Source organism: Pseudomaricurvus alkylphenolicus (assembly GCF_011683955.1).
Lineage (GTDB): Bacteria > Pseudomonadota > Gammaproteobacteria > Pseudomonadales > Cellvibrionaceae > Pseudomaricurvus > Pseudomaricurvus alkylphenolicus.
This window is the reverse complement of sequence record NZ_JAAQPI010000005.1, coordinates 186,132-211,012: the sequence shown is the minus strand read 5'-3', so window position 1 is coordinate 211,012 and position 24,881 is coordinate 186,132. Positions and strand designations below refer to the sequence as shown.

Annotated in this window: 14 protein-coding genes; 5 read left to right on the top strand and 9 right to left on the bottom strand. The window is 52.6% G+C overall.

Annotated features, from left to right (window positions below; translation table 11 throughout):
- Positions 1-102: 102 nt before the first annotated feature.
- From HBA55_RS15070 to HBA55_RS15055, 4 genes are all read right to left on the bottom strand, one after another.
- Positions 103-1,647 (bottom strand): tryptophan halogenase family protein, encoded by a 1,545-nt coding sequence (locus HBA55_RS15070; protein WP_166992980.1) that lies wholly within the window; start codon positions 1,645-1,647, stop codon positions 103-105.
- A 224-nt stretch (positions 1,648-1,871) separates the two neighbouring features.
- Entirely contained in the window at positions 1,872-4,679 is a 2,808-nt protein-coding gene (locus HBA55_RS15065) for a TonB-dependent receptor (RefSeq protein ID WP_166992977.1), read from the bottom strand.
- A gap of 342 nt (positions 4,680-5,021) precedes the next feature.
- Positions 5,022-6,062, bottom strand: coding sequence for a FecR family protein (locus HBA55_RS15060; protein WP_166992974.1), 1,041 nt, complete (start codon positions 6,060-6,062; stop codon positions 5,022-5,024).
- A gap of 17 nt (positions 6,063-6,079) precedes the next feature.
- Entirely contained in the window at positions 6,080-6,598 is a 519-nt protein-coding gene (locus HBA55_RS15055) for a sigma-70 family RNA polymerase sigma factor (RefSeq protein WP_166992971.1), read from the bottom strand.
- Positions 6,599-7,003: 405 nt separating this feature from the next.
- Between HBA55_RS15055 and HBA55_RS15050 the strand changes: the two genes are divergently transcribed.
- Positions 7,004-9,787, top strand: coding sequence for a TonB-dependent receptor (locus HBA55_RS15050; RefSeq protein ID WP_166992967.1), 2,784 nt, complete (start codon positions 7,004-7,006; stop codon positions 9,785-9,787).
- 12 nt (positions 9,788-9,799) lie between these two features.
- On the opposite strand, the gene HBA55_RS15045 is transcribed toward HBA55_RS15050, so the two are convergent.
- Entirely contained in the window at positions 9,800-12,220 is a 2,421-nt protein-coding gene (locus tag HBA55_RS15045; protein ID WP_166992964.1) for a hypothetical protein, read from the bottom strand.
- 250 nt (positions 12,221-12,470) lie between these two features.
- Here HBA55_RS15045 and asnS point away from each other — a divergent pair, with 250 nt between their 5' ends.
- The 4 genes from asnS (at position 12,471) to HBA55_RS15025 (ending at position 19,051) form a co-directional block, all read left to right on the top strand.
- A complete protein-coding gene (gene asnS / locus HBA55_RS15040; RefSeq protein ID WP_240946095.1) occupies positions 12,471-13,871 on the top strand; it encodes an asparagine--tRNA ligase in 1,401 nt (466 codons plus the stop codon).
- Positions 13,872-14,785: 914 nt separating this feature from the next.
- Entirely contained in the window at positions 14,786-15,673 is an 888-nt protein-coding gene (locus tag HBA55_RS15035; RefSeq protein WP_166992958.1) for a MoaF C-terminal domain-containing protein, read from the top strand.
- A 158-nt stretch (positions 15,674-15,831) separates the two neighbouring features.
- Positions 15,832-16,455, top strand: coding sequence for a TetR/AcrR family transcriptional regulator (locus tag HBA55_RS15030; protein WP_166992955.1), 624 nt, complete (start codon positions 15,832-15,834; stop codon positions 16,453-16,455).
- 337 nt (positions 16,456-16,792) lie between these two features.
- A complete protein-coding gene (locus HBA55_RS15025; RefSeq protein WP_166992952.1) occupies positions 16,793-19,051 on the top strand; it encodes a TonB-dependent receptor in 2,259 nt (752 codons plus the stop codon).
- A gap of 68 nt (positions 19,052-19,119) precedes the next feature.
- Here HBA55_RS15025 and HBA55_RS15020 read toward each other — a convergent pair whose 3' ends face one another.
- From HBA55_RS15020 to paaX, 4 genes are all read right to left on the bottom strand, one after another.
- Positions 19,120-20,322 carry a serine hydrolase domain-containing protein gene (locus tag HBA55_RS15020; protein WP_338109415.1) on the bottom strand — a complete coding sequence of 401 codons (1,203 nt, stop codon included), beginning with the start codon at positions 20,320-20,322 and terminating at the stop codon, positions 19,120-19,122.
- 79 nt (positions 20,323-20,401) lie between these two features.
- Positions 20,402-22,663, bottom strand: coding sequence for a TonB-dependent receptor domain-containing protein (locus HBA55_RS15015; RefSeq protein WP_166992946.1), 2,262 nt, complete (start codon positions 22,661-22,663; stop codon positions 20,402-20,404).
- A gap of 148 nt (positions 22,664-22,811) precedes the next feature.
- On the bottom strand, positions 22,812-23,798 hold the full coding sequence (locus tag HBA55_RS15010) for a helix-turn-helix transcriptional regulator (RefSeq protein ID WP_166992943.1): 987 nt from the start codon (positions 23,796-23,798) through the stop codon (positions 22,812-22,814).
- A gap of 134 nt (positions 23,799-23,932) precedes the next feature.
- Positions 23,933-24,853, bottom strand: a complete 921-nt coding sequence (gene paaX, locus HBA55_RS15005; protein WP_166992940.1) for a phenylacetic acid degradation operon negative regulatory protein PaaX — start codon at positions 24,851-24,853, stop codon at positions 23,933-23,935.
- Positions 24,854-24,881: the final 28 nt, after the last annotated feature.

Sequence of the window (24,881 nt, the reverse complement as noted above, 5' to 3'; positions counted from 1 at the left end):
TTAAGCAAAATTTCAATGTTTGAACTCAACCGGATATCGGTCGCCCTCGGAGCGGGCTGCTACAGGGATTGCCCCAAATTGAGCTCACGGGGAGTTGGCTAATCAAACCGCTGCGAAGCCGTACTCGTGAATCTTGTTAATCAGATCGCGGTGCCGGGGCAAACCCGCCAATGCTCTTTCGGTTGCCATACGGTTTTTGCCAAACTGCTCTCGCGCCAGTTCCTGCTCTATCAGAGTGTGGGCATATGCGGCGGTCTCTGTTTTAAAACCCATACCATAGAGCACGTACTGATAGCTGGCCGCCGGGAAGACCTCGTTGTTGCTGGTAAAATCCTGATCTCCCGGCGAGCGGTATTGCCACAAACTCATCAGCGCTTGAAGGCTGTCGGGAATAGAGGTCGGATCGCGATTGTCATTCCAGAAATCGTTATCCGTGCGTTTGCTGAGAATATAGTGCAACTTGAGGAAGTCGATAATGCGGTCCCACCGATATTGAAAGGTATCGTTAAACCGCTGTGCGCAGATATCCATCACCCCGCGAGTGGCCGGCAACTGTTCGGCCAACATCTCCGCTGATAGCTCCACCAATACCAGTGCAGAAGCCTCCAGGGGTTCCAGAAAACCGGCTGATAGGCCAACGGCCACGCAGTTGTTTTTCCAGAATAGCTGACGATGACCGGAGCGTATGGGAATCTTCCTCACATCCAGCTGCTCAATTGCCGGCCCCACATATTGGGCCAGCGTATCCTGGGCGTTTTCCTCAGACGTATGTTTACTGGAATATACGTACCCCACACCACGACGTCGGGTCAATCCGATATCCCAGATCCAGCCTGCTTCCTGGCCGGTCGAGATGGTATGAGACGCGATCGGATCGTCCGCTTGTTCGTAGGGCACCTGCACCGCAATGGCGGTGTCGATAAAGAGTACGTCACTGCGATCCACTAACGGCACGTCCATTTCGTCACCCAATAGCCGGGATCGAAAACCGGTGCAATCCACAAACAGGTCACCGCTGAGGTCACCATGATGTGCAGTCTTAAGGGATTCGATATCGCCATTCTTCGCTTTTTGCACACCGACGACATCGTCGAGTATGTGGCGAACACCCAGTTGGTTAACGCAGTGATTTTGCAAAAATCGCGCAAATTTTCCAGCGTCCAAATGGTACGCATAGTTTGCGACGGATCCAAACTCCGGTGTGGTGATCAGCTTGGGGGCCAACCCCCGCTCACACACCTGTTCCTGGAAACAAACGGCATTGGAAAAAGACTCCCTCCCCTGCTGCGCCTGCCAATAGCTGCACAGGTCAACACGACCAAAGCCCTGGGGCAGCATTAATGGGTGGTAGTAAAAATCGTCACGACTGCCGTCCACCCAGCGGGCGAACTTGGCGCCCTGTTTAAAGGTGGCATCGCAGGCGCGCATAAAATCCGTTTCGGAGATTCCCAACTTCATCAGGGTATTGCGCATGGTCGGCCAGGTGCCCTCACCCACGCCGATGATATTAATGTTTGGCGACTCAATAAGCGTCACCTGCACTGCAGACTCAGAGCTGCAGCGATGTTTGGCGGCAATACGGCCGGCAGTAATCCATCCGGCGGTGCCACCGCCGACGACGATTACAGACTTTACGGGTTTATTCATGTTAGTACCTCTTATTATCTGTTTGTATTTCTTCGCTCTGTTTTTCTTAATTCAATTTATATTTGGTCAATCTCCTGATGCCTAAGCAATGCTGCCAAAGTCAGTCGCCCTCGGAGCGGGCTGCTACAGTGGATAGTGCTAAATGGGATGAATTGAAAACTATTCATCTCTCCTGTGTTCGTGGAAAAAAGGGCCGCCATAGGCGGCCACAAGGTGTAGGGCTGTCAGAACTTGGCGTTCAGCCCCAGAGCGAAACGACGACCGGCGTCTTCAGCCAACAGAAAGTGATTGTCGAAACGACCGTGTTTGGTCACAATCTCTTCCGTCAGGTTGGTAATTTCAAACACCACCATCAGGTTATCGTTAATCTCGTAACTGCCACTCATATCCCACTGCTCATATTCATCCACATGAGTCACACCATCGCCGTTGGTCTGAGTCAGAGACTGCAGGAACTTGTCACGCCAGTTATAGGCCAAGCGGAACTGGAAAGGCCCCTTCTCATAAAAGCCCACCAGATTCATAGAGTCACTCAGACCGGTAACGGCAAACTTCTGGTTAATGTCGGCGGCATCCAACTCGGCGTCGCTGTCCACCAGGGTGGCGTTAACAATCACACCAAAACCGGTTTCACCAAACGTATGCTGCAGCGCCAGCTCCACGCCATCCACCGTGGCCGCTTCGCCGTTATTGGGCAGTGTGGTGGTAAATACAGCCACCTGATCATTGGCATCCGGTGCGTTGACATCATCACCCGTTGATGGGTCAGTCAGAAAGCTGCCATCGCTGATAACAAACGTCTGGTCGGTGGTACCGTTGATAATGAAGTTATTGACGTCCTTCTGGAAGTAACCCACAGACACATAGCTGGATTCGTCGTAGTACCACTCCAGGGACAAGTCCACGTTATCCGATTCGAACGGCTGCAACTCGGGGTTCCCGGCGGTAGCGGTCAGGTTGCCGCCCTGGCGAGTCGTACCGATATTGGTCACCGGCGCCATATTTTCCAGCGTCGGGCGGGTCAGAGTACGAGAGGCGGCAAAGCGGGCTACCAGATTTTCCGTTATCTCCAGATTGACGCTCAGATTAGGCAACAAAGCCGTATAGTCAGAGGTTGCACTGATGGGCGACGCTGCACCAAAGGAGGCCACCATTTCCGTCTGGTCCAGAATACTCAGACCCTCGATCGGAGACTCGGTACCATCGACCCTTACATCCGTACTTTCGTAGCGGACACCGGCAGTGGCGGAAATTCGCATTCCGGCGATCTCACCGGCGAAATCCATCTCCATGTAGGCAGACAGGGTTTCCTCTTCGACCTCAAAAGAATTATCACGGCGAACGGCGTCAAAGCTGACTCCGCTGATATCCTCCAGAAAGGAAAACTGCTGCTCACCGTTGTGCTGTAACCAAACGGTAGGGGTACGCCCGGAACCACTGATACCATCGAGAAAGTCGCTGCCGGCATCAAACAATGTCTGAAACTCATCCGGCACATCCGGCGAATTAGGGTAACCACAGAAAGTACAGTGAATCCCCACACCCTCGTTGTCCCACCGGGTCAGCGATTTGGTCTCATTGGAGAACATCAGACCGAATCGTGCCTCCACCAGACCGGTATCATTGCCCTCATTCCAGAGGCCGTCCATCCGGAATTGCTGCACATCATCTTCAACCTCCCAACCCCGGCGCAACATCACATGAGCACGACCATTGGCCGGATCGAGATAGTCAGACACCGGACGGGAAATACCCTCGCCATCGACAATATTATCCGCCGGATCCTGGAAGCCGCTCACCCAAGGCAGAATGGCATCGTCGGATTGAAAACGCACCCGGTTGGCGTATCCGATCAAAGACAACTGATTACCGCCGCCGTTGTTGGCCTCGCGCTCGGCCTTGGACACGAAAGCGTCAAACTTCAGGTTCAGATTATCACTGAAGTGCCAATCCGCGTTAAAACCGAAAGATTTGGTTTCGGTCAGACGGTCGAACTGCTTGGCGTGAAAATCCGTCGCCAGACCTACTTCCTGGTACAAATCGATCACAGTACCATTTTCGTCAGTCACCGCATTTTCGATGTTCGGACCCGTAAACCAGTGGCCGTAGGACGTGGCATCCGCTTCGATATCAAAATCGGAATACAACGCATCAAACGTCAACTCCAACTCATCCGTAGGGGCAAACTGCAGAACCAGATTGGCATTGGTACGGCTGCGCTCTTCAAACGTCACCTTGGTATCGTAGTTACGGGGAGAAAAGATATTACCGTCGTGCCCCGCCCCGCCATTCAACTGCTCCTGCGGTATTCCCACATTTTCCAACCAACCATCGGCTTGAGCCTGATTCAAACGGGTTTCACTCTCCTTGTGTGATACCGCCACCAACACACCAACGCGGTCGTCAGCGAAGGTATTGCTGAACAAACCGGAGAATTCGGGTGTCGTTTCCTCGCTGTTTTCATCGTATAACGCCTTGACGCTACCCACCAGCTTCATACCATCAAGCTGCAGGGGTCTGGCGGTAGCAATATTCACCGTAGAACCAATACCACCGGATTGCTGAGTCGCAGTAGAGGTTTTGTGAACATTAATGCTGCTCACCATATCCGCGGAAATGGTGTCAAAACTAAAGGCGCGAGTCTGATTCTCCGACGCCATTTGACGGCCATTCACCAGCACCGTATTAAACTGCGGTCCAAACCCGCGAACTGTAATCAACTGACCCTCACCACCGGCGCGATCGATTGAAACACCGGTAATACGCTGCAGAGATTCCGCCAGATTCTGATCGGGGAACTTACCGATATCCTCCGAAGAAATCGCATCGACAACACCGCTGCTATCGCGCTTTACATCCATAGACCGCTGCAGACTGCCACGAATCCCTTGTACAACCACTTCTTCAAGGGTATTGGCAAAAGCCTTGTCAGACTCTGTAACCTCGCCACTTTGTGCGGCTGTATATTGTGCACTGGCCATAGCGGTAACCGCAGCCAGTACAGCACTGGAAAGCTTGTGTTTCTTATACATATTCAATAACTCTCCTTGAGCAATTTGATCAACAAATTTGAACAACTTTGGTTACGTACAGGATCCGGATCTGTAGCATGCTGCTGGTACGTTCCCTAAAGACGGAGAGCCGGTAGAAATCCGCTCCATTTTTTTGAAAAAAGTTTGAACTCGATGATATCGGACTTTCCCGAATGGCGTTGGATTAAGTCAAATTAGTCCCAATCCGGCTCTTTGCATCGGTCGCGGTCTGAGCCCGCTGCTACAGTGGTTTCAGTGCTCCTTCCACATAATCATAAAAATGCAGGCAAAAAAAATCGCACTGAAAAGTGCGATTTTTTAAACCGGAAAATGCAACAACAATCAATCAGAACCCCCAGACCGAGGCATAATCAAAATCCGATTCCCTTCTTCCCGATAAGCCACAATCGGTAATATCTGCGCCAACATCTCCGGCAGTACATCCATCTGATCCGTTTTAAATGCCGCCGTCACCTCAAGATCCTTCAATGCCCCCGTACCCAGCGCAATCGTCCCCTCGGAATAGCGATTCGCATCCGCCACCACCTCAGCAAGACTCGCCTTGCGATAAACCAGTCGTCCCTGCCGCCAGGTGGCCACATCCTTAACAGCGACATCACTGACTTCATCGAACTCTCGATACATCGGCTTCTGCACCGATTTTCCGGCCGTAAGCACCACCGGATCTCCGGTGGGTTTAGAATCCTCTCCCTGTACGACCGCGGCAAACACATTCACAATGCCCTCCGCCACCGCCACCCGTGTGCGATTACTGCCACGCCTCACATCAAACTGCGTCCCGACCACCTTCACCAGGCTGTCACCTGACTGCACCCAAAACGGCCGCGCCGGATCTTTGCTCACGTCAAAAAAAGCCTGCCCTCGAATCAACTCAATGTGCCGGCCCACATCCGAAAACCAGACATTCAATTCCGACTTCGCCCCCAGCGTCACCAAACTGCCATCCTCAAGCGTTAACGCCCTAACCTCACTCGTGGCCGTCACAAAGCTCTGCCGTTCAACCGGCTGAGGTCTTAAACTCAGCACCAACAGCGCCACGACCAAAGTAGCGGCCACCGCCGCGCCTGCCCCAGCGGTGGGTGTCATACTCGCAAAGAGCTTGCCGGTGTTAGCGGCCAGGCTCGAAAACACCCGAGCGAAAATCCCTGGAGCCACTGAATGCCGCAACGCCTCCCCCTCTTCACTCGCTGCCAAATTCCCCAGATCATTCCAGATCGCCTCATACTCCCGATACGCCTGCGCGTGAGCCGGGCTTTCACTCAGCCATTGTTGCAGCTGTTGCCGCTGTACATCAGTCACGGCGCCGGACTGCATCAACGTAAACCAATCGCGAGCCTGCGCATTGAGTTGTTCTGTTTGCATCTTCACTTCCGTTATCACTAACTTCGAGCCTCCAGCGCCCGGTGACAATCCGCCAGGGCGTTGCTCACATGTTTTCTTACCACCGATTCCGACAGCCCCACCCGGCGACCGATCTCGGCATAGGACAAGCCATCAAAACGACTCATCATTAATAACTGGCGACGCTTCTTGGGCATACCCCAGAGCGCCCGCGAGATAATGCCAAGCCGCTGGCGGCCTTCCTCCAGACGCTCCGGTCCCGGGCTGTCGGTTATCTCGGCATCGTTGCCGGCAACGTATTGCGTATACTTATGCGCAACCTGATTATGTCGCTTCAGGTCAATCGCGATATTCTGGCTGGCGGTGTAGAGAAACGCCCTGGGGTTCTCCACCGACTCCGGCGACTCCATGGCCGCAAAACGCACAAAAGCAGATTGCACAATATCCTCAGCCTCGCTAAAGCCGAAACCAAACTTCCTGACGATATTGCGGCAAAGTTCCTCGCGATGGAGCAAATACACATCACGCACAAACCCACCTTTGTCATCGTGGCTCACTGGAGCAACCCTGCAACCTGGCGATGGTCTCATTGGACACTTTTAACCTCAGGCCCGGCTTGTACTCCCACGAGATAACAACCGGACTTGTTATTATGATAATAGCTCGAATAGCGCCCATCCCCACTGCCACGGCGGAGACTTCGACGGCGATTCGCACGCATCTGACATTAGACGGAGACCCCCTCCCAATCCGCTCCTTTATTTTCAGTTTTTTTGAGTTTTTCGACCATGTTTTCAACAACAACTCCCGAAAACAACGTAACCCATTGAAATATATGCATATTATTTGCCTGAGACCCTCTCTGCCAACACACGTAAGATCCTGTGGCCTTAGGGCGCAACGCTTCCATATACCGCAAAAAAGTGCTTTCATTCATTTTATAAGACCAAAACAGAAAGCCAATGCACCCAACACTTCACCGCCTTCGTTCACCGCTGTTTGCCGCGTTGCTCGGCCTGAGTTCGAGTCTGGTGGTGGCCCAACCTGACATTCAGGAAACCGTTATTCAAATTGATTTGCCTGCCCAGCCCCTGGACGCAGCGCTGCTGCAGCTGTCCGAACAGGCAGATACAAATATCTTCGGTATCTCCGAACAGCTGACCCGTTTTACCAGCCCCGCTATCTCCGGTGAACTCGGCCTGCACCAGGCCATGGAACAACTGCTGGACGGTACCGGACTGCGGTTTCGAATTACCCCCGACCTGGGAATCACCATTCTGCCGCCGGTAGAGAAGAAGGCCCACAAACAGGAGCCGGAACGGCGCCAGCCCCGAATCATTGAGGAAATCGTTGTTACCTCGACCCGTCGATCCACCGACCTGCAGGACACCCCTATTGCCGTCACCGCCATCAGCCAGACCATGCTGGATCGCCATCAGGCCAAAGACATTCGCGATGTCACCGACATCGTACCAAGCCTGGAAATGACCAATACCGGCGTTCAATCCGCATTATTGGTGCAACTACGAGGCATCGGCCAAACGAACATTACCGAGATCGCCGACGGACCGGTCGCCTTTCATGTAGATGGCATCTATTCACCCCGCGCCCAGGGGGCTGCGGCCTTGCTTTACGATGTTGACCGAGTCGAAGTGCTGCGGGGGCCGCAGGGCACACTCTACGGCCGCAACGCCACCTCGGGAAGCATTAACATTCTGACCCGGCGACCTCAGTTTGACGAATTCAACGCCCACACCTCAGTATCCATGGGCAATTTCCAGCGTCGGGCGGCTCGTGGCATGCTCAACCTGCCGATCTCTGAAACTCTGGCGGTGCGTGCCGCCGTTGCCTTCGACCAGCATGATCCCTACGCAGATCTGGTGACGGATTACGCGGGCCTCGGCCCACAGTATCCAACCGATGATGCTGATCTCAGTGTTTATCAACAAGCTACTGCCGATGCCCGGGCACCCTACGCGGAGGACCAGTATTCACGCCGCCTGTCGCTGCAGTGGCAACCTCATGAACGTTTAACCGCCTTTATCAGCGCTGAACGCTATACGGACCGAGGCACCAGCGTGACCGAACTCGATCCCTCGCTGGTAGAAAAGGGTCACTGGATAACGGTCTCAGACACACCGGGTTTTATCGACTTGACCAACGACGTTATTCGTTCAAGGGTCGACTACACCTTCGCCAACGACCTCACCCTCAGCTACATGCTGGGCACGGCAAAAATGACCCGGGAACAGGCTTTCGATGTGGATCGCGGGCGTAGCGGTAATTACGAACAGCGCCGCACGGTCAGTTCAACCTTTAAAGTGCATTCCCATGAGTTGCAGCTGGTCAACAGCGATAGCGAACAACTGCGCTGGATTGTCGGTGCATTTTACTCTCGTGAAAAAAATGACATTGTCTTTACCATCGACCAGGCCGACAACGATGGTGGCGGAGACTTGACCAACACCACCAGCTATATCAGTGATGACCCGGGCGCCGGCGTAGCCTTTTTTGTGCAGCCTGATCGACAGGTGGAGGCCAAGGCCTTCTATGCTCAGGGCACCTACGATCTTAACGCCAGCAGCCGTCTGACTGGAGGTGTACGTTTTACCGAAGATACCAAATCAGACAACAGGGGCCGCAGCCTCAATTGCCGAGTGACTGCAGTCGGCCCTTACCTGGAGCCGGGTTCTATTGGTCCCGGGGCTCCGAGTCCCGACCAGATATACGCCGACCCCGGCGCTCAGGCGGCCATCGATGCCGGCCAACCCTACGATAATGGCACCAGCGAGGGCATCGGTGATGAGGCTTGCTGGGTAAGGCAGGTCAACGACTATTCGGCCACTTGGCGCAATACCAGTGGTCTCCTGAGGTATGAATACGATGTCGATGAAGATATTATGCTCTACGCCTCCGCCACCACAGGATTCAAATCGGGGCATATTCAGGACCGGGGCAATGAAGCCGACCCGGAAGAAGTCATCAACTACGAGTTGGGGCTGAAGTCCAAACTTCTCAATGGCCATATGCGCTTAAACGCGGCGCTCTTTTCCGCCCACTACAAAGACCTGCAGTTTTCAGACCGCGATCACTTTGATAACGACGGCGATGGCATTGTGGATCGCGTGACCAGTACTATCGTGCGCAACGCCGCCAAGGCCAGGGTCAACGGGCTGGAGGTGGAAATGGATTGGGCCATTAGCGACGTGGATTTTGTGCAAATGGCCGTATCGCTAATGGATGCGGAATTCGACAATTTTCAGACTCCGGATACGCTTTTTGGCAATCTGTTTAATGACTACGCAGCGGGAGATGAAGCCGCACAACAGGATATTGTAGACCTCTCCGGCAACGCCCCGGTTAGAACACCGGACTGGAAGCTGACACTGATTTACGAGCACGACTTCCAAGTGGCAGCCGGTATACTGACTTCCAGATTAAAAGCCACCTTCTCTGACCAGTACTTTTTGGACATTTACAATCGCGACAAACTAGCGCCCGGCGTATTCGACAGCGCCCCCGATGGCGTGAACGGCCTGGCCGTGCAGGACGCCTACCAAACCTATGACTTGAGTTTGTTCTACAGCCCGGATAAGGGAAGCTGGTCGGTGGAAGCGTTTGTGAATAACCTGACCGACGAAGCGATTAAAACCTCCTCCGGGACATTTATCACTCCGGAGGGGTTCGATGCGATCTACCAACCGCCACGGACTTACGGCCTCACGCTCAGCTACCAATTCAAGTAACGCACAAAACCCCTACCCGCCGTACTTTTCATGCCAGAGGGTGATCAGGTTTTCGTCAATGGTTTGCAAAACCACATCGTTGCAGGGTTTAGTCTGCATGATTTTTCGTAGCTGTTTTAGCGATCCCTCTAACAGATCGTCGACAATCTTCCACTTCTGTTTATCACCGCCTAAAAACGCGGCCGCCATTTTCATAGACCCCACACCCGGAATATTACCGTCAGACATGCGAAACATGGGTTTGTGGCGATCATTGATTCGCCAGGTAGTCGTGGTGCTGTAGGTGGGGTAGCGACTGATTTCAGCCCCCCATCCATTGGTTACCACATTTTCGTATTGCGTTGTGCGGGTGTACTTTGTGTAGTTCTTGTCCATACAACCCTGATAGACATGCCCCCAACTGGCCGCGATAAACACCAACAGTGGCTGCACCAGACTGCTTCGAGAACTATATCCTGAGGCAAAGGGAACTACGTCCTGATAAGCCAATGCGAACAGCCTGTCTTCCGCCTTGATTTGTTCCCGGTCCATTCGAATCACAGCGTTAAGGTAGATCGCACCGGGATCATGAGGGCCAAAGGGCCCCTCCCCCACGCGAGCCAGATAGTGTTCGTGTTCCAATTTTTCCTGCTTGGCGAACAGGTGCGCTTCCACCTCAAGCCAGGTCTGGGAAAAGTCACTATCTCTGGGGAGTTTGTATTGAAAGCTCCATTGCAAGGACTCCAGCAACTCTGCAAGAGCATCGATTTCCCCTAACAGCTCACTCTTACCGGCCTTGAAATCCCGATCCCGATCGCTGTAGAACCAGTTTTCGAATTGCTGAAAGGTATGCCGATCATTAAAGCGTTCCAAAGCGGTGGCGGCGGGGAAATACCACGCCCGACCCTGCGCCAGTCGCTGCGTTGGCGATTTAAGCTTGGCCAGTTGGCTGCGAATTGGCGCCACGAAATCATTGACTCCTTGATCCACTGCCTCGAAGAACCGTTGCTTCTGCCGATCCAGCTCTTCGGGTAGCAGCCTCTTGAACAGCTTGCTTTCCGGAAAGTGATAAAGCTCTGTCAACGCGTCTACCTCACCGTTGGCTATGCGTTGGCCCAGCTGCCCAAGATGACGATCAATCCCGGTCACCGCCAAATTGTTACGTCGGGCCAAAATCGCCGAACCTGTGGAGTCCCGCTCAATTGGCCACAACAGTGATAATAAGGTTTTCGTAGTGTGAACATACTCCTCCACCTCGACCGCCCCGGCGCCTTGCAGGCTCTCTATAAGCCGTTGTTGCCACTCGGCGACCACCTCAGCCGCAACGCCACCAATTCCGGCTTCTGTCCATCCAAATCCCTTGCGATCTGAAATGACATAGCTCAACGGTTGACGAACCATGCTCTTGGCCAGGGCGCTGCCGTCATTCTTGCAAGGCAATTGCAGGTCTTCGAGCAATTGCTTTAGCTCGTCTGCACCGGTCTGCGAAAAGCGTTTGCCAAATACCGAAGCATAAACCTGGGGGCGAAACAGGTTGCTGAGCTGAACATCGCCCCGATAGCCCAGGTTTGAATCTCCATTGGCAATCAGATGATTCGTCCAGTTCACAATGGGCTCTGGGCAAGGCTCCTTCATACGCTGCACGGCTTGGGTACGAGTGGTTTTCCCGGACGTCCCGGCCACCTTTTTCTCACGATAGTCTTTACGTAACTGTTTCAGTTCTTGCCTGAGCTGCGCGGTTAACTCTTTATCCCGTGCTCTGACCGCTTCCTGAATCTGTTGCTGCAGCGCCTTTTGACGCTGCTGATACTCGGCTCTGGCCGGATTTTTGGATCGTTTTTGCCCTGCGGGCGCCTCGACACTGGCAGTGACACCTCTTCTTGATACAGAGGCTGCTCGCTGTTGAACCACATCCGCGGCGGGCTTATTGGTTTTGAGATTCGGCCTTTGATTGCTTCTCGGCTCCGCCAGCCTCAGGACCTCTGCGGCCAGGCTCGCGTTTTGGGTTAACACAAACGCCGGATGCCGGGACGCCCCGGCACTGTGCCCCACCACCGCAAGGGTATCGCCGACATCATTGAGGACAGCCGTTTTTTTGACGCCCGCATAGGCCGGAGTGCCCTTTATCTCGTAGCTCAAAATCCCCGTCACAGGCTGATACCGCCCCATAAAAGCGACGCTTATCACCAGTGGATTCTGGCCACCCTCAGGACTCAGGGCCTGTACCTGAATCTGCCCTTCCACCCGGTAGGCAAGCAGGTCGTTGTCGGATAGCGGTATCTCATTGACAGACCGTATCTCCAGATCCAGCCTGAAATGTTCTCCAGGTCGGCTGAAGGGATCCACCCCCTGCCATTGTCCCAGCAATTGCCGGGCCTCAGGTTGTCCGGCGCGCACCACTGAAGCGAGCAAGCAAATCCAAAGTAGGAGAAATGGCGTCATTAAACGCGGCATGGTTCCCTCCCGGGATGATCCCTGTGCGATTCTCCCAGTATAGAAAAGCAGTATTGGAATGCACAGAGAAACCACCCTCTGGTCAGCTCTTCAGGTACCTACCAACTTTCCCGGACCAATCCCGGCCCGCCCGTGACAAAAGATGCTGCAGACCGGTGAATTCGGGACTATGATTACAGCGAAATCAACCGGGTCAGAAACCTCATAATGAGCTGCCGGTCATCAACTACAAACTGCGTGAATGAGCTCGATGAATAAACACACACATCAATCAGTCAAAACCCTCTTTAGTGGCGGCGTGCCCCTGAACGACACCGTCACCGTCAAAGGCTGGGTGCGAACCCGCCGTACCTCTAAGGCCGGCATCTCCTTTGTTGCCCTCAACGATGGTTCCTGTTTCGATTCCATCCAGGCGGTGGTGCCGGAGACTCTGGACAACTACGACGAAGTGACGCACTTGGGCGCCGGTTGCGCGGTGGTGGTCGGCGGCAAACTGGTGGAATCCGAAGGCCAGGGACAATCCGTCGAGATCCAGGCGGAGAGCATCGAAGTAATAGGACAAGTGGATGACCCGGAAACCTACCCCATCGCCAAGAAACGCCACACGTTTGAATATCTGCGCACCCAGGCGCACCTGCGTCCGCGCACCAATGCTTTCGGAGCCATGACCCGTCTGCGCAATACCCTGGCCAACGCCATCCACAACTATTTCTACCAGAATGGTTTTTGCTGGGTGAATACCCCTATTATCACCAGCAGCGACTGCGAGGGCGCCGGCGAACTGTTCCGCGTGTCTGCTCTGGACATGAACAACCTGCCACGCGATGACAAGGGTCAGGTTGATTATAGTGAGGACTTTTTCGGGCAGGAGAGCTATCTCACCGTGTCCGGCCAACTCAATGTAGAATCCCATTGTCTGGCCATGTCCAAGGTCTATACCTTCGGCCCCACCTTCCGCGCGGAAAACTCCAATACCTCGCGCCATCTGGCAGAGTTCTGGATGGTGGAACCGGAAATTGCCTTTGCCGATCTGGAGGACGACGCGGCCCTGGCGGAGGACTTTCTCAAACACTGTTTTCGAGAAGTGCTGGAACAGCGCGAAGACGATATGGCATTTTTTGCCCAGCGTATCGACAAAAATGCCATTAATCGACTGGAACAAGTGGTGAACAGTGAATTTACGCACATGGACTATGGCGAGGCCATCGATATCCTGCAAAAGTCCGGCAAGTCGTTCGAGTACCCGGTGCGATGGGGGCTGGATCTGCAATCCGAGCACGAGCGCTTTCTCTGCGAGGAGCATGTCAACGGCCCGGTGATCGTTAAGAACTACCCTAAGGACATTAAAGCATTTTACATGCGCCTGAACGACGACGGCAAAACCGTCGCCGCCATGGACGTACTGGCCCCGGGCATCGGAGAGATAATCGGCGGTTCCCAGCGCGAAGAGCGATTGGATGTGCTCGACACCCGCATGGACGAAGCCCTGAAGGAAACGCTTTGGTGGTACCGCGACCTGCGCCGCTACGGTACCGTGCCTCATGCCGGGTTTGGCTTGGGTTTTGAAAGGTTGCTGACCTATATCAGCGGCATGGACAATATCCGCGATGCGATTCCTTTCCCACGGGTGCCGCAGAGTGCGCCTTTCTAATAACGGTTTCTCCGAAGAATTCGTGGGTATGATTTATCTGGAAAGATGGTTAACTTGCTGATATTCGAGCTCTTCACATTTAGTTTTATGTACAACAATCACTAGGCGGGATTGGATAGTCGGAAGAGTGCCAGGAGCTGCCGTTCGAATCGGCAGGGTTTTGCTCCCGCGTAGGTTGGATTAGCTCCGCTTCGCGGAGCGTAATCCGACGGTTCCGCCGGCGATGTTCGTTGGCTGCGGCCTGGTTTTTAACACCTTGGGATGTTGCTGCGACAGGTGTTTTATACACGGCCGCCGCCAATTTAAACCTTCGGCGGAACGTCGGATTACGAAGCGCGAAGCGCTTCTAATCCGACCTACATTCGTGCGGCCGTTGCAGGCATCTGCGGCATCCCGCACCTTGCAAAAGAAGGCAAAAACGTGAAGGTAAGGGCCGCTTCGAAGGGAGCACAGAGCTCTAATTAAGAAACCAATTATCGATGCAAAGGGCCGATTCGGGGTGCATCCATATGGGACAATGTTCCGCCATGGACAAGGTGAATTCGAGCAAAGCTCGAAGAGAGGGCAGCCTGGGCTGTGGCGGAACTATTAGCGACCATGGACGGCTCGAGCGTGTTCCAGATGGATGCACCCCGAAGCGGACCGTTCCCGAACTATAAAAGAAAACGGCTCCCTTCGCAGCGGCCCGCCACGATCCATCTAACGCACGAACAGTACACCAACCAATGGCCGGTTATGGCACTTTTCCGCCAAAGCCCGCACTACCCCCAATTATTTTCATGAAACCATATTTTTGTATTTTATACAAACTTATTGATTTGATGCTATTTTTTGTATAAATTACAAAACGTGCCGTTTGTTATGCGCGTCAGCGCAATGATCTGCAGGCAATCAATAACCCGGGAGGTGGCGTCATGACTAAATTTGTATTTCAGTATCGATTTCTGTGGAGCGTTTTAAGCCTTTTACTCGCTGTACTCTGCCACGGAGCACCCACAGCAGACAGCTTGACGCAAGAAGTCATGACTCCGGCTCAGGCGGGTCGACTGTTTCTTAAAAATACAGGCAACTTTCGCGATAGCAGCATGCAAAGCAGCCGTTCATTGTATGGAAAAACGCTTACTGTGGATTTCCAACATGGTGAATTTCGTATGCAACACCAGTTTCACGCTGAAGAGGATAAGATGACCTGGGAAGTACTAACCGGAGAGATCGCCGGTCGACGGGGAACGGTCTCCTATCAGGCATTCGATATACGCCCTGGCATTGTATTTATTATGGCCCAACCCCGAACCAGCGAGTCTGTAGCGCTAGTGATCGACCACAATCGCGGTTGGGCAGCAGGTTTTCTTGGACGTTACCTGATTGAGCAGCCTGAGGGAACCATGGACCTCTTCCCGATTCAGGGGCCTATCCTGGAGGCAGGTAACTCAAGCAGTCAACAACCCTTCCCGTCAGCGAAAGACCTGATCGGCAGCCGCTTTACCGTCGTCTATCCCAATGAAGCAGCGGTCTATGAGCATATTTACCTGAATGACAATTATGTCACCTGGCTCTGCCACAAAGGTACCTCACAGGGTGTCGCAGACACCGAACGATTCCATTCCTTTAAAGTATCCGATGACCTCTATCTGGTTGCCTGGAACGAAAAATCCGCCCCGATACAGCTGTCATTTCTGTTTGACTTTAAAAACCAACAAGAGCTGGCAGCGCTGTTTGGTTATGATGAGAGCCGTGCTCGAACCGTCTACCAGACCACCTTTGCCGATATACCCAAGATAACACGCTCCGTGGGCTACTGACGAGCAAGCCTGCAAAAAACACCGGTCAAAAGGAGTTCACTTGCTTCCCGTCACACCCTATAATCGTCACCAGGTTACAGAGTTTCACTGCGCTTCTGAGGATCATTACGATTACAGCAGCAGAGTTGAAAAGATCAAAAGTGATAACGGGAGGCAGCTTGACCAAATCAACCCCTCGGGGGGCAAAATCTCCAAAGAGTAAACTGCGCAGGGAGCTTATCATTGAAGCAGCGCAGGAGCTGCTGATTGAGGAAGGTTACAGTGCCATCACGATGACTCGTGTGGCCAAACAAGCAGGCATCTCCGCCAGTCATTTTCAGTATTACTTTTCCACCATTGATGACTTGATCGTCGAGCTACAAAAAGAGTATCTCGATATGTACAAGACGTCGATCATGGAGGGAGCCTTTGACTACATGGGCAAAGAACCGCCCGAGCGCGTTCTTGAGCGCCTGTTCGACACCCATATGAGCATCATTAAGGAATATGAAAATGATGTTATCATCTGGGAAACTCAAGCTTGGGGGGCTCGTAACCCTATCACCAAGCAATACCACGAAGCCTGGGTGGAGTGGTACACCGATAATGTGGCCACGATTATCCGTCAGATCAACCCTAACATTAAACGTAATCGCAGCTATCGTCTTGCCGCAATCATTTCGGTTTTGATGGACAATGCTCAGCGCTTCCTCGGCGAGGGAAAACCCCACCCGGCAAGATTCAAGGGACTTGAGAAAGAAATCAAGTCCATGTTTGACAAGGTAATTCACGAAGCCCTCTGAGTCACTCTCAAGATACACACCCTGGAGCCACAAAGACTCCCATCCTTGCCTGTTCATTAGGCTCTAGAACGGCTAGTTGAATTTGGAATATAACTAGCCCTGTTTATTTCTCGATAAAAACACTCTCTCCATAACTAAAATTCCCCATTTAATTCAAAGGGTTAAGTGCGAAACAAGAACCCCTGTTCTCACGCCTCATTTTTGTATACCTTACAAATAATTTGATCAAAATATATTTTTTGTATATTCTACAAAAACTCGCTTGGCAACTTATCCGAATCATCCGAGCGATAAACAATAACGATTTTCTCAGCCAAACATTTTTGAGGAGAGAGCCATGAGACAAGGTCAAACCTGGACAACCAAATCTCTGCTGGCGACAGCTTTGATTATCAGCACGACGGAGTCATCTGCCGCTGTAATCGAAGAGGTTGTTGTCACCGCACAAAAGCGCGAACAGTCCACTCAAGACGTGGGCATTGCCATTAGCGCCTTCACCGGAGATCAGATCAAAGAACTCGGGTTTACCCAAACCACCGACGTAGTAGCGATGACGCCCGGTGTTCAATACAACCAAACCACAGGCGACTCGGGATACTCATTTAGCATTCGAGGTGTGAATCAAAGTGATTTTGCAGATCACCAGGAATCGCCGGTAGCGGTTTATGTTGATGAAGTCTACATCAGCCAAAACCCGGCGACGGGCTTCGCCATGTTTGACATTGATCGAGTCGAAGTGCTGCGCGGACCGCAAGGCACCTTGTTCGGGCGAAACGCCACCGGTGGGCTTTTGCACTTTATCACCAAACGGCCGAGCGAAGAATTTGAAGCCTATCTTGATGTCGGTTTGGGTTCGGAACAGTCCAGACGTTATGAAGGCGCAGTTGGCGCCCCATTGACTGACGGTATTCGAGCCAGACTCTCCGGCCTATGGGAGGAGAATGCTGCATGGATCAAGAATAACTCCGGCAAAGACGGCGGTGAAAAGGAAACCTGGGCACTGCGCGCCCAGCTGGCTTTCGACTTGGGGGGCTCCGGCAATCTGCTTTTAAACGCCCACGGTGGCCGATTTGAAACACCTACGCCCTTCTATTGGCAGTGGGATGGAAACGTTATGCCAGGATCAGACGGTTTGCCGATAAATGCTCCAGTGGGACCGGACAACTTCGGTTATCAAGACAGAGACGGCGATCCGTTTGAGGGGGCCTGGGATGCCAAGGGAGGTTACTTCACCGAGCATAAGGGACTGACGGCCACATTGACCTGGGAGTTCGAGAATTTTAATTTCGTGTCGGTTACCAACGCACAGACCATGGATAAGGAGTTTATCGGTGATACCGATGGCGGGCCTGATCGATCATCAACCAACAATATTCCGGCTTTCGATCCTCTGACTATGACGGCGACCGGATCCGGCGGTGTCGGTCAGATGCACTATGGCAACGACACCGAAGCCGATCAATGGTCACAGGAATTGCGTATCGATGGCAGCTGGGATGAAGGGCGTTGGATGGTGGGAGCCTATTACCTGGAAATTGACGGTCGCTATGAACAATATGTGGGTTTTTCACCGGATACGCCCTACATGATCGGAGGTAATCCCATCGCCGACCAGGAGACCAAGACCTGGGCGCTGTTTGGTCAAACTGAATTGGATCTGTCCGAAACATTGACTTTAATCGTGGGTGCCCGCTACACCGATGACGACAAGGAAGTCAGCTTCAGCAACAGTGTTCAGGCCTACCTCGACGGAACCAATGGAGACAATCGGGTTACCCTGGTACCAAATGCCGCCACCTTTGAAGGCGCCGAGAGCGATGGGTTGGTCACTGCTAAGGTCGAGCTCGACTGGAAACCCAACGAAGATAATCTGATATACCTGAGCTGGAACCGCGGAGTTAAAGGCGGTGGCTTTAACCATCCTCTGCCACCGGTCCAGTACGTGGATGACTTCTATACATTTGATCCGGAAGTGCTCAACGCCTATGAACTGGGCATCAAATCGGAACTCGGCGGTATCGCACGTTTTAACGGATCAGTGTATTACTACGACTACACCGATTATCAGGCCTACCAGCTGATTCCCGGAATAGCTCAGAACGTCTTTAATCAGGATGCGGAAATGTCGGGCATTGATGCCGAGTTGCTGTTGTTTCCGGCTGAAGGCTGGGACATTGTGCTCAGTGCTGCTTATGTCGATGCTACCGTATTTGATGTTCAGTTGAGTAGTGGTACCGTTGATCGCGAACCCACCAAAATTCCTGCACTTACCGGTGCCGCATTGGTTCGATACTCATGGGATCTCTTAGACGGAACTGCTGCGATTCAACTTGAGACCAATTATCAATCAGAGGCGTTCTTTGATATTCTAAATCAGCCCGCGTTGGAGGAAGAGGCCTATACCCTGACAAACATCCGTGCCAGCTATAAGGTCGATGACAAATGGTCCGTTACGGCATTTGTGGAGAATGTCTCTGATAAGGAGTATCGAGTGTCGGCATTTGCCCTGGACGCCCCATTTATGTCGATGAGTCGATCAGCGAACTACGGCCGTCCCCGCTGGGCTGGGATCAGTTTCCGATATAACTGGGATTAGTGAGCGCTGTTGTGCGGAGGAGTCAGAACTCATGGTTCTGACTCCAATGGTGGGGCTGCCCTCACCGGTCAGCCCTTAAAACCTCGTCCTACTTCTCTAAAGAACTCAATAGTCTCCAGCTCACGATTTGAGGCTTCATCGTTGGTGGTGCCATAGTTGGAATTGGCCGACAACTTGACGATCACCAACCCACGCTCAGGGTTCACAAACACGAACTGATTGTAAACCCCAATGGCCGTATACTCGTTCTCTCTGGACTCGGGAACCCACCACTGGTAGCCATAACCAACGGGGAATTCCTTGTGCACTCCCGGCATAATATGAGGTGCGTCTGGGGTGGTGGCTTCGTTCACCCAGGACTCTGACACCAGCTGCTTGCCCTGCCACTGCCCTTTTAACCGGTACAGCTCCCCAATTTTGGCGTAATCACGAGCCGTTGCATTCAAGCCACCAAATGCCATCTCCATATTGTGGTCATCCACAATCCAGTGGGCATCCGACTCCATGCCCAGGGGCTGCCAGATTTTTTCTTGCAGATAGCGGGTAATGCTTTTTCCGGTCGCCTCGGTTAACAGCATACCCAGCGCTTGAGTGTCCCCGGAGTTATAGCGGTTGCGGGTTCCCGGCGTCCATTCTCGCGTCATACCCTCTACAAATTCGTCGAGGGAACCGCCCAGTGCCATAATCTTGCCCATACGCAACACATCGGATTCCGGGTTGCTGTAATCTTCACTCCAGGCTGCCCCTGATGACATTTGCAGAACGTCCTTAACCCTGACACCATCGTACGCAGAACCTTTTAACGATGGCACATAGTGGGTCATGGTTTTTTCAATATCAATAAGCCGCTCATCAACCGCAATACCAATCGCTGTTGCGATTACACTTTTGGCCACTGACATGGACAGCCATTTGACCTCTCGGCCTCCGGTCAGCCAATAATTTTCGTATCGAACCTCACCATCCTTGATCACCAGCAAACCACTGGTATCAGTTTCTTCAAGAAAACGCGTTGCATCTACCGTGCGCCCCTCAAACTGAAAGTTCTTCGGTAAGTCGATGGGTTTACCTTCCTTGAATTGAAAGGCCTCTTCTGGCGCTTTCATAGTACTGACCGGCATAAAGTCCCGAATGCGATGAAACTTCTCGTACTGCTCCTCCCCGGTAAACAACGTTGATGCGAAATTCACTCTGTCCACCTTGTCTTTTGCGTATAGACCCGTTACTCCTGCCAATGCTATGGCAGCCACTCCGATATAGATTTTTTTCACAACAAACCTCATAGTTTCGAAAATTCCGCGGCCCGGCACCAATGATGCTTGATGCCGGGCCACACCTCATAAGATCGGATTACCAGGAATAGCTTGCCTCAAAACCCCAGCTTCTTGGTGCGTTCCAGATTTCAGAAAACCCGATGACCGCGTCGAAGCTCCTGACCGTCTGAAAGCGTTCGTCTGTCAGATTTCTCACGAAACCATTCAATTGCCAGCCTTCATCTGATAAAAGGCTGATCCGTGCGTTGGCTGTCTTCTGCTGGTCCAGTGCGAAGAACTGTTTGGCTGCCGCACTGCTGGATATCTCCGTGGCTTTTTCATCGGTAAAGCTATAGTCCAACTGGACAGCCAGACTGAGCTGATCGGCCAGCTGCATCTCATACCGGGCCAGTAAATTGTATGTCCACTCGGGCACATTACTCAGCTCGCGGCCTTCCAGATCGATCAGCTCGCCAGTAACACCATCGGCGGATTGAACATGAGCATCGACAATTTCAGAAGTCAGGTAGCCGGCCCCGGCTTGCAGAGTCAACCCGGCAACTGGCGACCATGTCACTTCCAGCTCAGCGCCGCTATACTCGTAGTCACCGATATTCACCAGACGAAGATCATCCACCACACCCAGAGTGGTCACGGCACGGCCGAAGTTGCCGCTGGCCTGCCCGTCACGGTAGTCGTAGTAGAACACGGCGCCATTTACCCGCAGTGTGTTATCCAGCCACTCTGATTTAAAACCCAGTTCGTAGGCATAGTTTATTTCTTCGTCATACTGAGTAATGGCATTGGGCGTCGTCGGAAAACCACCAAAGTAGCCGCCAGCTTTAAATCCCTTGGAAAAACTGGTGTAAATCAACATATCTTCGCTGGGAATCCACTCCAGGCTCAATTTCCCGGAAGTCACATCCAGGTCGTACTCCGGCAGTCTTCCGGTCGGAAATCCAATAGCAAACAGATCTTCTGTTTTGACATTGAGCTGTTTCTCTTCGTCGGTGTAACGCAGTGAGCCAATCAGTTTTACGGAATCCGTCAGGTAGTAATCCGCCTGACCGTAGACAGAGAAGGTTTCAGTGTCCTGCACGTAGTTCAACGGAATAGAAGCGCCCACCGGGCCGAATACATCTTCCGCCAGTAACTGTCGCGCTTCGGTGTAGGAATCCTCCGAATAGGAGATACCTGCGACCCAGGTTAACCTTTCACCTTCATCGGAACTGAGACGAAATTCTTGAGAGAACACTTCGATATTGTTATCAGAGGAATACTTTACCCAGTCGCCGGGCAAGCCGGTCCAGTCATAACGGAGCCCATAGTCGAAATCGGTGTAACTGGAGATAGCGTTAAAAACCATACCCTCCAAATTCATGGTGATATGAATCAGGTAGTCCTGTGCTTTGTTGTCCATAACGCTGTCAGTATCACCGATCACTTCATCTTCGTCATTGTCCAACGCCGAAGCGGAAATGCCGTTGGCAAAGAAGCATTGACTTAGATCAGACGAGCCACTTATAAAGGCACCGCAAGGGCCGCCGAAGGCTCCACCTGCCGCAAAGGTGGGTACTGCGCGTACCAACGACACCTCGGAATTATTCTCGTTATTCTCGGCTTTGATCAGGACCTCAAGATCGTCATTTGGCGCAAGCAGTAATTGGGCACGAAAATTCTGGACATCCTCTTCACCGTGGTCGTTACTTGCTGAAAGGCTGGTTTGCCACTTATCATCACTGTCGACCTTCTGAGCTGACAGTCTTAATGCAGCCATTTCGTTCAGCGGCAGGTTAACAGCGGCTTTGATTTCCGTGCGATCGTATTTACCGTAAGACAACTGAATATCGCCCGAGAACTCATCCAGATTGGGGCGATTGGTATGCAACAAAACTGCACCACCACTGGTATTACGTCCATAGAGACCGCCCTGCGGACCTTTCAGAACCTCGATGCGTTCGATATCAAAAAGTGACTTTGAGCCTTGCGCGGAGGAAACCTGATACACCTCATCCACATAGACTGCAGAGGCAGGCGTATTATTGGCGTTAAAATCCCGCAGGCCGACGCCCCGGATCTCCCAAACCGGCAACATGCCACCACCATAGGCATCATAAAGATCGACATTGGGAATAGACTTGGGCAGGTCCGTCAGGTCGTTAACACCCAATTCCCTAAGCTGCTCACCTCCAAATGCAGATATAGCCAAGCCGACGTCCTGAATACTTTCGCTACGCTTTTCTGCAGTTACGACTATTTCTTCCAGGGCATGGATTTGTTCGGATGCATTAGTATGAACCGACAGGGAAACGGCTGCAGCCAATACACTGACTGCCGTATTAAGTGAACTCTTGGTCACAGATACTCTCCACTCTCTTTAGTTTCTATTTATGGTATGTGTCCCTCAGTTTGCAGATCTCAAAAACCGAGAACCCATTCAGATTACCAAAGTGGGAGATCTAAAATTGATGCGAAATTACGCAGAACTTATGCGGTATTGTGTAGTTTCAGTGATTAGGCAGAAGATTAAGAACACTCTTTTGATAGAGTTTGGGGGTCATGCCCGTATGACGCTTAAAGGCCGACGCAAAATTGCTGGCGTGCTCATAACCCACTTCCAGGGCAACCTGGGTGATATTCAATTGGCCTTCTGCCAATAATGCCTGGGCATGCAGCATTTTGACATTTAGAATGAAGCCGCCAATGGTGCATCCATGAATCATCTTGAAGCAGCAGGTCAGGCGACTTTTCCCTATCCCCAACAATTTGACCAAGTCATCCAGTGACGGAGGTCGCTGCCACTGTTCCTGCAATACCTGGGCCGCCCGATTGATAATTTTTATTTCTCGTGCAGAAATATGAGCACGCTGTTTTTGCAACTCTTCGTCGAGGATATTGCGTACAGCGACGCAGGCAATTTCCACCGTTTTGGCCTGCAGAAAAGCCCGGTTCCACACGGAGTGCCCCAAGCCCTCCAGCAGGTTCCGCAATGATCGCGCCAGTCCGGAGCTGATGGAATATCGCTCTGCCACTGACTCTTCGCCTGCGATCGCACGTTGCAGACTTTCCGGTAATTGAACGATGTCCAAATCAAACGGTTCCTGGGTAAACACCTCAGGTTCACACACCAGCATCACCAGTAAATAACGCCCCTGACCGTCGGAAGTCTCCACGATATCCAAGTCATGATCGCTATAGCACACCCACAAGCTACCGGCATGTAGAGCCATTTCCTCTTCATCGGCCCTGCTAAGCGTGGAATCCCCCTCCAGCTTGCACACGATCATGACTTTGCCGCCGGGCATACGCAGAGAATCCTCCCCGGCTGCGACATCGTGAAGATCCAAGATCCGGACCATCATACCCGGCTGAAACTGGAACAGAATCTCATCACCTGCCCCGTCGCCGTGGGTGTGGTGGATGGATTTCTGACCGGACTTCAAGTCAAAGCGACTTAAGTCGGTATAAGGCAAATTCAGGTATTCTTCTGCCATACCTCGGGGTTCTTCTCAGAGGACACGGTCAATAATATGAAACTATAGCAACAACAATGGAAGCCTGAATAACCACTGCTGGTAGATCGCATAAGTTTTGCGGCATCGCGCAAAAGAACGGTCGAAGGCCTGGATTATTCCAACCCACCGAAACGCTGGTAGAAGCTGGCATCCGCCGAAGGCAGGCGGCCGTCCGCGGTTTCCATATGCTCCAGCAGGAACTGCTCGGCACCACGATAGGTGGATTTATAGATATTGGCGGTCAGATTCAGTGCCGCGCGTCCTGCCCAGTCACTGGGCAAAAGTGCATCCGGCAGGTCCGTATCCTTCAACAGAATGCGGCGATAGTCGTGGATCAGGAGGGTGCGAAGCTGAAAACACTGGTCCGGCTCCAGCTGTTTGGATTTGCTCACCGCCTTGAGAACGGGTCGATAACGTTCCAGAAACGCGTTATAGCGCTCCTCCAGCTCATTCAGATTCCAGCAGCTCTGAGACAGCTCCCTCAATACCTTTTGGGAGGCGACCTCTTCGGTGTGCGCGTTCATCACCACCACCTTGTCCACCACCCCCAGTTCCTGCAGGGTTTCATCCAATGAACGGCGATCTGCACCGGGGCGGGCCAGGATCCCTGTGGCCAGTGCTCCGTAACCCAACCAACGCAGCTCCTTGCGCAGCTCGTCGCGCTCGTCTTCCACATAGGCGGGAATCACCAGAGTCCACTGACCATCCCACTCGCTGCGGGATGAGGCATAAATACGACGGGCGGTCTTTTGATACTGGCGCAAACCATGGTCGGTAAAACTATAGTAGCTACGGCGACCAATCTGATTGGAAGCGAGCCAGTTTTCCTGGATAAGACGGTAAACGGAGGTACGCACCAGACGCTGGTTCAGCCCAAAGGGCTCCAGAGCATCAATAAGGCTCCCCAACCAGACGGAGCCGCCGTGCTGGGAGATGGAATCACCAAAGACACTGACAATCAGGGAACCCCCTCGAATAGGACGTTGTTGCTGAAATTCCGTCAGCAGATTGTCAATGCTTTTCAGTCTGGCCATGAATTGGGACAGCTCCCCATCAAATCGT